This is a genomic window from Thalassotalea sp. ND16A, assembly GCF_000764205.1.
Lineage (GTDB): Bacteria > Pseudomonadota > Gammaproteobacteria > Enterobacterales > Alteromonadaceae > Thalassotalea_A.
In genome coordinates this window covers 1-8266 of record NZ_JQDZ01000020.1, presented here as the reverse complement: position 1 = coordinate 8266, position 8266 = coordinate 1, and the positions used below count along the sequence as shown (strand labels likewise).

Annotated in this window: 11 protein-coding genes; 3 read left to right on the top strand and 8 right to left on the bottom strand. The window is 38.5% G+C overall.

Annotated elements, in window-relative coordinates:
• Positions 1-494 precede the first annotated feature (494 nt).
• The gene (locus tag ND16A_RS21220; RefSeq protein WP_160173479.1) at positions 495-635 is read left to right on the top strand and encodes a hypothetical protein; all 141 of its coding nucleotides are present in this window, start codon (positions 495-497) and stop codon (positions 633-635) included.
• Entirely contained in the window at positions 625-879 is a 255-nt protein-coding gene (locus ND16A_RS15095) for a hypothetical protein (protein WP_152593792.1), read from the top strand. Before ND16A_RS21220 ends, ND16A_RS15095 begins: the two co-directional genes overlap by 11 nt.
• 224 nt (positions 880-1103) lie before the next feature.
• Here the strand turns inward: ND16A_RS15095 and ND16A_RS20095 are convergent, their stop codons facing one another.
• From ND16A_RS20095 to ND16A_RS15125, 8 genes are all read right to left on the bottom strand, one after another.
• Positions 1104-2393 (bottom strand): zonular occludens toxin domain-containing protein, encoded by a 1290-nt coding sequence (locus ND16A_RS20095; RefSeq protein ID WP_052072858.1) that lies wholly within the window; start codon positions 2391-2393, stop codon positions 1104-1106.
• Complete coding sequence (locus ND16A_RS15100) at positions 2393-2905, bottom strand: DUF2523 family protein (protein WP_033076411.1); 513 nt, start codon at positions 2903-2905, stop codon at positions 2393-2395. The genes ND16A_RS20095 and ND16A_RS15100 overlap by 1 nt, the downstream gene beginning before the upstream one ends.
• The gene (locus ND16A_RS15105; protein WP_033076410.1) at positions 2902-4638 is read right to left on the bottom strand and encodes a hypothetical protein; all 1737 of its coding nucleotides are present in this window, start codon (positions 4636-4638) and stop codon (positions 2902-2904) included. The genes ND16A_RS15100 and ND16A_RS15105 overlap by 4 nt, the downstream gene beginning before the upstream one ends.
• Before the next feature lie 82 nt (positions 4639-4720).
• Positions 4721-4957 (bottom strand): hypothetical protein, encoded by a 237-nt coding sequence (locus ND16A_RS15110; RefSeq protein ID WP_033076409.1) that lies wholly within the window; start codon positions 4955-4957, stop codon positions 4721-4723.
• A gap of 34 nt (positions 4958-4991) precedes the next feature.
• Positions 4992-5306, bottom strand: coding sequence for a hypothetical protein (locus ND16A_RS15115; protein WP_033076408.1), 315 nt, complete (start codon positions 5304-5306; stop codon positions 4992-4994).
• Positions 5307-5327: 21 nt separating this feature from the next.
• On the bottom strand, positions 5328-5690 hold the full coding sequence (locus ND16A_RS15120; RefSeq protein WP_033076407.1) for a hypothetical protein: 363 nt from the start codon (positions 5688-5690) through the stop codon (positions 5328-5330).
• A gap of 16 nt (positions 5691-5706) precedes the next feature.
• Entirely contained in the window at positions 5707-5874 is a 168-nt protein-coding gene (locus ND16A_RS21215; protein WP_160173478.1) for a hypothetical protein, read from the bottom strand.
• A complete protein-coding gene (locus tag ND16A_RS15125) occupies positions 5875-7221 on the bottom strand; it encodes a phage/plasmid replication protein, II/X family (RefSeq protein WP_033076406.1) in 1347 nt (448 codons plus the stop codon).
• Between the two features lie 122 nt (positions 7222-7343).
• Here ND16A_RS15125 and ND16A_RS15130 point away from each other — a divergent pair, with 122 nt between their 5' ends.
• Positions 7344-7535: a hypothetical protein gene (locus ND16A_RS15130; protein ID WP_033076405.1), complete on the top strand. Its 192-nt coding sequence runs from the start codon at positions 7344-7346 to the stop codon at positions 7533-7535.
• Positions 7536-8266 lie beyond the last annotated feature (731 nt).

The following is an 8266-nucleotide window of genomic DNA, read 5'->3' as shown; positions in this document are numbered from 1 at the left end:
TTAACATTAACGGACATTTCTATAGCTAAAATGCCCTAGAGCAACAGCAAGAGCCAAATCAAAAGCAATTAGCAAGTCAAAGTCAAAAGCAATTAGCAGAGCCTCCAGTTCCTCCATAAGTGGGCTTATGTAAATTAAAATAACGGTTTCCAATCAAAAACTTTTCTTAACGCAAGCTAAAAACTTTTCAATCGGACCCTCCGTGATTTTCATTGACAACACCCACTTATTCCAGAGCTTGATATTCATCAAGTAAGCGCGCCAACTTTTATCGGCAAGCCGATGTTGACTTACTAACATGATAAATTTAACTGGAGAAAAGCCATGAGCAGCAAAGATAATAACAAAGAAAATCAATTGGTAGACCAATACACTGAAAAGAAAATCTGCAATAACTGTAAAGACAAATGCGACCACGTTACATCATTTTACGAGGGTCGAAATAATTACACTGAAACAATATGTCAAAACTGTGGCCACTGGGAGATTTAATCATGGATAACGAAATTGAAGACAGCTATTGCGATGAATGCCACTGTGAAACAAGCCATGAAATAGAGGTTCATCAAAGCTTAACTGCTGAATGGAATGAATGGGTATGCCAAACTTGCGGAGAAAGAACCAGTGCTTATTAAAATCAACCTAATCGAACCTGATGAAACTGACATTGTTGAAGAACTCAAAAAAGAGTTCGACCAAAAGTCAGCAAGCAAAGCGGTATTGCATGCCGCTAAAGATTACCAGAACCAAAAGAAACAGCATGATTATTGGCACAAGGCATGGCGAAGAAAATGTGAACAACTGGACGAATTAAAAAAAGCCTTAGAAATGAAATCCGAGGCAAATAATATTATCAATGAATTTTTGAAAAATCACTAAATGGTACCACTGGAGAGTGACGGCCAACGCCGTTCGCAAGCATCGAGTAAAACAAATGGTACCAAAATTTAATCCAGGAACAACTTGCCGGCTTAAGTTTTGGTACCATTTTTATTCTGCAGAATGTTTACCTGGTAAACTTTTTGGTACTAAATAATTAGAGAGCCTACACCCAACACATCCACGTTAATCACACCTCATTGAAATAGCCCCTCGCTCTTTGCTCAGGCTTCGCCAGAGCGAGTGTCGATTACAATTTCAGTGACAATTTTTTTCGGATTACAAGTAATCTTCCTTGTTTTATTACCCTTATGAAGTTGCACCAAGCAATCCGTTAACCTACGAACCTTGATACCAAAGTGCTTTAAATCGTCACTGTTCATCGAGTAAATCTCGTTCTTATTTTCTAACTCGAAAATGTAATCTCTGTCGATTAAATTGCCGCCCTGATACACACCATTCATTCCCGTTAGTCGCATGTCAGTTGCATCAAATGGCAATGCTAAGTTATCAGATTTAACAGCAATATCCGCATTAATGTAAGAATTACTACGAACATTATTATTTTCGGTACTATTTTGATTAGCAGGGTTTTCAAGGGAGGCAGAATAACTTTCGTAAGCACCAACCCTAAAGAATAAAAACCAAAGGACATAAACGATCGCAAGTAATAAAAGGGTGCCAGTAGCAATAACAGGGAAGCTTTTAAGCGGGTTATTTCCTGTTCGTTTTGTAATATCTCCTGTTGCCGTAGATTTATATAATTTGTGTACATCGACTGGGATTTTTCGCCATTTTTTAGTTTCTCCACTTTTGATTGCCTCGCCTGTGCCTTTTGGTGAATGTTCATGTACTCTCGGTCTGCGAAAGTAATACGGTATTTTTGCTAGCGCATCGAAATATTTATGCTTGTATGCAAACTGACAAACCGACCTTACCAACTTGTGAATCTCGGTTATTTCCGGTGTGCAATAAACGATATCCCAATTGTATTTTCTGTGGCGCATATTTGCTTCGCGCATTGTTTTTGGGTAAATAATTTGTTTATTTTCATCAAAAATTAAATCTCCTGTATCGTCCGTATCCGCTTCGGTAAACTCTTCAGGAGTAAACGATTTAATCTCATCCCAATAGCGCTTGTAGAAATGTTCCGGTAAATGATCCTTTAAACTTTCAATACCCTCTGAGTCGTATTCTTCGGGTTTGTAAGCGGTCCTATCTGCCGGGAATACGTCCTGAACTTCGTCAATTAAAATTAACGCCTTAACAGGCATCCACCAAAACCAACGCTTCCACAAACCTTTGCCTTTATCGGTTTGACTCGATAAACGCCAAAGGTCAGCCGTTTTCGGAAATTCTTCACCTAACGCTATTTCTATGTCTTCTTTCGGTAGTATACCCTCAACATTTGTGACTACTAAGCGCCCTGCTCTTAATGCTGGTAACACTTCAAACCACACAGCCGAAGCCGATTTAAACGACCCCGGTGGGCCATGAAAAATAGATGCCGCCATTAGAACACCCTCATTGCAAAGCGAGTGACATACGCTTGTAAAATAATATTTAATCCGTCAAAAATGCCGGAATCGATACCTGCTTGCTTAACGTCTTGCGGTAAAGCGGTCATTGCAGCCGCAATTTGTGAGCCTAACGTTAAATCTTGAATTAAGATTTTCGCTACGCCCCAAAAGAATTTCACCGACTCAAACCACCACGTAATTTTGACCTTTACCCACCACGTAACCAAGTAAACATACATTTCTTGGAATATCCCCGGCACATCCGTATTCATAAATGACCACAAATCCTCAATGCGATTATTGATGGCTTGCAATCCTCCAGTGATGCCCGTTTGCGGGTCAGCCGCAGCAAAAACAACATTAGGAAAAATTAACGACACAATTAAAAATAGTACCAAAAGTTTTCCCAGGTAATACTCACCGGCAATGATTTTAGTACCAAAATCTTCTCCGGGTAACTTTGCCTGGAACCGAAAACGGTACCAAAAGTTCTCTTTTAAAATCATTCTTTTCTACTCCCTAGTAATATGAACAACGCTGCAATTGAGCAAAGTAAATAAACCGCAGGTTGTATTTGTTGAAATAACGACTGAAAACGACTTAAGCTGATATCAATTGATGCGCCTTTAATGTCTAAAGGTCTTGTTTGATAACCTGCTCCACTTGGAGGTGTAAAATTAATTAACGACGTTAATTCCGCTTTAATCGTGCCTTGATAATCTTTAATATTATTTTGAATTGCGGCAATTTCATCGTTTAACTTTTGCATTTCAGCCGCATTAAACAAGTCCGTAAATCCTGTATTTTCTAAGGTATTCGATGTTATTGCGGTATCATTTTGTTTTTTTAATTCATCAACAATTGGTTGAATATTAGTAGGTTCTGAACTTGCACCACCACCGCCAACTGGTTTGTTATTAATTGCTGCGATAATTCTATCGGCAGAACTGGACATCGTAGACGATACCGACTCGCCACTTTTGCGAATTGAATTATCCATTGTGTCGAGTTTTTCATTTGATTTTTGCGTAAGATTTGCCACATCTTGAGTGGCCTGTGCTTCAACTGAATAATTTTCAATTTCAGCCCCCGACCATTGCCCCCCATCATCGGTACACGAATAACAGCTGTTATGGGAAGTGATCGAACACGTGCCATGATACGCAGTAGCAGCAGGGCAAGAAACGTTTGTGTAATCACCCATGGTTTTATCCCAAACACCCCCGAGTTCCTCACACGCCCCACGGTAAGCATTACCACCTAATAACGAACAAATGCCATTATCATCGAAATAATCAGAACTGCCCTCGCCCACGTCAGGATGTTTATCAGGGTTGCACATGAATTTTTCGCCAATCTGTAAACAGCCATCGTCGCAAATTTCCGTACCACTTACGGAACTGCAATGCTTCTCTTTGTTGGCCACGCAATAATTGGACGTTTCACCCCCAACATTTGCAGCAACATTCATGCAGCTGTCATTGGGGTTGTCTCCACCGTCATTAAAAAAAGGGTTTGGGGAATTAGCGCACCCCAAAGGTTGAGAGCCAACACCTGCATAATACGAATTACCACTTTGGTCTGAGACTTTGCCCAACTCACAAGCCAAACCCGAAGCGGCGGTATAACACATGGCATCAGCAGTATTAGAGCCAGAAGAAAGCAAAAGCCCTTCACAAGCACTATCGTTTTGTGAACTCTGAGCGCCCTTACTCAATGCGTCTTGTAAATCAGTTTCTCTATAACAAAAACCCTCTATCGGATAAGTGAAACCCAAACCCTTCGAATCTTCACAGCCTTCACTTTCAGTATTGACCGCCCCCAGGGTGTTTAGACCAACATCAATAAATAAGGTTTGAACAATGTTATCTAAACATTCGCCTTGTAAATTTTTCATGTCATGGTGTAAAGTTAAAGTGTTATTATCCCAACCATAAACGCGAGGGTTACAACGCTCTTCCTCCATCGCCTTGCTTAGGGAATGACCCTCAACGGCGGGTTTACACATTTGTTTAGCTGAATTACTAGAGGCCGCAACCACGCTTTCTGATGTTGGCCCGTAAATAGATGTCAAACACTGATATTCAACATTTTCAATGATTGTAATTTTTGATGGCTCGTTAGGATAACCGCCTAGCTCTAAATCCCCTGAGTAGGCATTAGGGATAAAAGAAAGGGCGGCAATTGCCACCCCTCCTAACGTCTTTGATAATTTGTTTTTAACTAGTCCTAACGCCACTAGAAAAGCCCTCCACAAAGGAATAAATAAAAATAGTTGCAAACATTAAAGACGTCAGCACAAGTAAACCTTAAGCGCTAAATTAGCGAGTTAGGAAACGTAAAACGAAACCAACACCAGTAACAACAGCAGCAACGCCGATGATACCTGCAACGGCAGTTGTTACACTGGTAGTTGCATCCGTTTGAGCGGCACTAATAGCCAATGAATGGTCAGTTGCTAACGCTGCACTTGATGCCATCATCGCTGAACCAACAGCCATGATTTTTGCTGTGCCAGATTTTGCGAATTGACCTGTTTGTGATTTGAAGTTTTTCATAACAATTTCCCCTAATGGAATTAATAAAAGTTTTTTACGATTTTCCGAGTATTCGGACTACCCTGCCTACGCCATGGCCTGTAATGAAAGTAATGATACAAGTCGCTACAAACGCCCCCATGTCTTCGGCAGAGAATTGGAACAAATCGATTAATGTAGCAACAATAGAATCTACGTTAATCGAGTTGTATTCAGTGGCATCCAATAAAACTAAGTCATTACATTGGTCTATCGGTACACCTGAATTTACTAAGAAGCCGTTCACGTCAACATTTACACAAGTGCTTGCGTACAAAGGGTGAATGCACATAAAACAAGCAATTAAGAATATGTTTGTGAACTTCTTCATTTAAAAATATTTCCTTAACCGTTAGGTCAAGTTTGCTACCTTTTTTTCTGGCTCTTGACCTGCAAGAACGTTTAGAACGGCGTCTTTATCTACGTAGACATTGCGGAAATCGCCCACGTTTATTTTTAATTCAACGATGTTGTAATGGTTATCACTTAACGACTTCATGAATGCCGAATCGTTTTGTTTTTGCTTCGAAATGGAAATGTCCATTACCATCGTTTGCTCTTGGTTGTATTGATTCACGAACGCTCGTTCAATACCCAAATACTGGTGTTGAGTGCTTTGCAATTGACCGTCTTTTTTGAATTCTTTATTTACTGTTTTTGTACCTACTAGCAGTCCTCGAACAAACATACCTGCTTCAATATTTTGATTATTCATAATTTAATCTCTCTGTTTAGATGCTTCTTACATCATCATTTTGACAACTTGGACAACAAACCATGTTATCGGCGTACTTGGTTGTAATATCCAAGTCATTTTCACCACCTTGCCAATCGCAAGAATCACTGGTGCAAATAAAAATATGCTCTTTCATGTTCGCGGTAACGGACTGGAAATTCATTTATGCGACTCTATGTAATGGGAAAGAAAGAACATTTTCAGCATGTTGCTGATAAAGCGAATCTGGCTCTACGTAACCAACTGGACATTGGTTGATAAAGTCAAAATTAATTACTTTGATGATTGGCGTTACGTTGGAGGCTATGCCATTAAGATTTTGTAAATGGGCTTTGGGTACGACTTTCATTAATAATTTAACATTGTCGTTAAAAGTAGATGAGCTAAACATAGACTTGGTTTTAGCCCAACCGTACGTTTTTATGTCCATGTAAAGCTTGTGCAAACGTATTCCTTTGGCATAACTTAAATTGCCGCTAGGTGTTACTTTCACAAACTTAGATTTAATTTTACTCTCTATTTCATCATCTGTATAAACTTTCATATCTGCACCCTTAAAACATTCTAAAATGTCGCTCCATGCAACAGCCCACATATGCTGAATTACATTTCCATTAATTTCATCGCGACAATATTTCATAAACTCAATTAAATTTGTTGGTATATCCATTCGTTTCATCATATCCGGCATTACACAAGCCTCATGACGTACCGCAGTTTTTGCGTAATTTTGTACTTCTGGTGATTTCAATAATTTAAGCTGCTTTTCAAAGTAAGCGTTTTGAGTTTTTTTCTTAGTTGTTTTAGCTTTCTTAATAAGGCCAGATTTATGTAATTTAGGTTCGCTTTTTACCAAGCCTAAATCCTTTTCAATTTTTTCAATTGCATTCAAAATTTCAGGAAATTTTAAATACTGCTTTAATGTTTTATTTCGTGAAGTGCGAACACCCTTACCAGACATTCCCCAGTAATTCGATGTGTCATGCTCTTGGTTGGAGACTTTCGTTTGTCCATGATGAATATTGCGACAAGCCGCAATTACTTGACGGGCAATAGACTGATTTTTTACATGAGCGGAATACGTACAATCGATTTGTTTAATTTCAACAGTTTTAAAATCTAACATGTCGATTAAATCCGGCATGGCAAAACAAAGTGCATCGATCAAACAGAGAATTTGCTCGGGATTATCAGAGCCATAAACGTTATGGCCTTGAAGGATTTTTGCTACAGAGCCTTTAACCTGAACGAAAGGCCAGTAACTCGCACCACCTTGAAAAACTTTAAATGCTACAGATGAATTACTACTAGCAATCGACTCCCAAGGTGAAGAAAGGTTTGTTACTTCGGCATTCCCTACCCCGTTGAAATCTACGATTTCACCCGCCATAACCTTGCAACCGCGCTTGAAACATTCTTTTAAATCAACCTCACCCGATTCACGTTTGATGTGGTCACCAAAAACGTACTGGGGTTTGAATTTAATATTTAAAACTACTGTATCAATCATTCCGTGTTTACATGTAATAAATAACTTAGCGCGAATATCTCATATTATTTCTTACATGTAAACATATTGTGAATTATATTTATTACATGGTTTATTATATACATGCACAGAGGCAACAAATAATGAGTGATGAAATGGCAAGACAAGACACTACCATTGCTATCAACGGAGCGAGAAAAGACAAACTAAAGGATGCGGTAGTAGATATAACGATAGCAACAAGAGAGCCGATTAAATCATCGGCCATAGTTCAATATCTAATCGATAACTATTTAGACGATGCAGTTAAGGATTTAAAAAACCAACTAAAATAATAATAAATATGCACGGGTATATTAAATACCCCAAAAAAAGCAATAAACCACTGTATAAACAAGCAAAACCACTGTACAAAAGCCGGAATCCGGCCAAGAATCCACTGTTATAGTATGTGGATTCTTTTTTTTTGCTCACGACAAGGATATTTATGAGTTCAAAAATAATAATATTTACGTTTCTAATAATTAGTACCGCTAATGCAGCAACAATAAAGTCTGTTAGGTGCGGCCAAAAAATAATCAGGGTTGGAGATCCAGTAAAAACTGTATATCAAAATTGCAAAAGATTAAAAACATATAACAATGGAAATATTTACTATAAAACTTACGGCCACACACCTAAGCAATTTATCGTTAGAAATAAAAAAGTAATAAAAATTGAAGAATTAAGATAACTAAAAAGACTTATGCACAGATTTTGTGTATAAGTTTTTTATGTACATCAAATTTGTAGACAACTCCCCTCACTTCGAAGAATCAATACGGATATTAAAAAGAAGATATGGCACAACAGCAGCAGCTACCGCTGTGCGTTTTTCTGTGCTTGAATTTAGCCGAAGCAATTTTGATTATGAAGCACTCCTGGAGGTTAACACTCTCCAGAAACGCGAAATTGAGCATTTAAAGGAAGTAATCGAACGATTACTAGGTACAAAATAAAGTACCTTTTGCCCTCTCAGGGCGATTTTAAGGCGCTTTAATCTGCTAGTTAACATTAACGGACATTT

Bases quoted from the DNA above. Each gene is read 5' to 3' on its own strand.
- ND16A_RS21220 (WP_160173479.1), top strand. From the start codon at position 495: ATGGATAACGAAATTGAAGACAGCTATTGCGATGAATGCCACTGTGAA.
- ND16A_RS20095 (WP_052072858.1), bottom strand. From the start codon at position 2,393: ATGGCGGCATCTATTTTTCATGGCCCACCGGGGTCGTTTAAATCGGCT.
- ND16A_RS15100 (WP_033076411.1), bottom strand. From the start codon at position 2,905: ATGATTTTAAAAGAGAACTTTTGGTACCGTTTTCGGTTCCAGGCAAAG.
- ND16A_RS15110 (WP_033076409.1), bottom strand. From the start codon at position 4,957: ATGAAAAACTTCAAATCACAAACAGGTCAATTCGCAAAATCTGGCACA.
- ND16A_RS15115 (WP_033076408.1), bottom strand. From the start codon at position 5,306: ATGAAGAAGTTCACAAACATATTCTTAATTGCTTGTTTTATGTGCATT.
- ND16A_RS15120 (WP_033076407.1), bottom strand. From the start codon at position 5,690: ATGAATAATCAAAATATTGAAGCAGGTATGTTTGTTCGAGGACTGCTA.
- ND16A_RS21215 (WP_160173478.1), bottom strand. From the start codon at position 5,874: ATGAATTTCCAGTCCGTTACCGCGAACATGAAAGAGCATATTTTTATT.
- ND16A_RS15125 (WP_033076406.1), bottom strand. From the start codon at position 7,221: ATGATTGATACAGTAGTTTTAAATATTAAATTCAAACCCCAGTACGTT.
- ND16A_RS15130 (WP_033076405.1), top strand. From the start codon at position 7,344: ATGAGTGATGAAATGGCAAGACAAGACACTACCATTGCTATCAACGGA.